The sequence below is a fragment of the Mesorhizobium sp. P5_C1 genome (assembly GCF_054049815.1).
Map to the genome: position 1 here is coordinate 1 of NZ_JBFULQ010001063.1, position 1,086 is coordinate 1,086.

Annotated in this window: 1 protein-coding gene; it reads right to left on the minus strand. The window is 50.0% G+C overall.

Features of this window, described 5'->3' with window-relative positions; translation table 11 throughout:
* The coding region (locus ACXJ7R_RS33900; protein ID WP_457155601.1) for a DNA methyltransferase at positions 1-1,086 on the minus strand (1,086 nt) is incomplete at both ends.

Consider the following 1,086-nt stretch of genomic DNA (forward strand, 5'->3'; position numbering starts at 1 on the left):
CTCTTTGAGCAGGGCTTTCTCGCGCAGCTTTTCGAGATCGCCACCCTTATTGGGGTCGGGCACGTACCAGCGGTCGCGAGCTTTGGCGCGCAGGCCGGGGTCGTCCTTTGGCAGATTGCGCAGCTCTCTCCAGTTGGAGGACAGGTAAGCGTGGATCTGTTCCGGAACAGGCCCATTGCCTTCGTAGCTGAGGAAATTCTGGTTAAGCAGGAGTTCAAGGCTTAACAGTTCGCGTTCATTTGGTTTGAGGTGGCTGAGCATCGGCATGAAGGCAGGCTGAATATCGCTATAGACCTGCGGCGTGTTCTTTAGCCGTGCGCGCAGCCATACAATGGCCGATTGCTCATCGTCGACGACCRTCGTGTTGAGGTGTTCACCGGGAGCGCCGTACTGCATTTTTGCGCGGTCGTATTCGGCGGCCTGCTCTGGCAAGAAGTACATGCCATCTCGGTCGACAAATCTCTGTGCCAAGCCTGCCTGAAACTCCTGGCTAGAAATTGGCACTGGACAATCTTGTCGAACATAATAAGCGATCACCTGGTCGAATAGGATTCGCGGGTCGCGTTCCGGAATAAATTGTAATTCTGCCCCCCGCATTTTAATTCGAGGTAGGTAGCTCAAGTGCGTTCTGATAAAATCCCATACACCCTCTTCAGTCTGCGCCTCTTTTAGGAATCTTTCTTCAAATCCGCCGTTGGGCTTATAAGCGGATATTACAAGATCCTGCTTTACCGCAGTCGGCGTAGTGACCGCTTTAAAGCTCCCTTGCTTCTTATCAAGCGCCGAAACATTCGCGATGATGAAACCAGCCTCAATTAATGACGTTTGAATATTATTCCAAACAGATGCTTTAGTGTTGGAAAATTCAACGGTCATCCATCTCCCGGGTTTTAGAAGTCTGTACGCTTCCTTAAAGCAGGAGAGCATTAACTTCCGATATTCGGTCAAGCTCTTGCCGTGAGCGCTATTTTCAATCGCTTCTGGCGTATAATTTGTCTGCACCTTGAGCCAAAGCTCACACAAATGGTTCAACTCTGAATAATTCAGATTTGCGCCAAATGGTGGATCGATGAAAATGTAATCGAC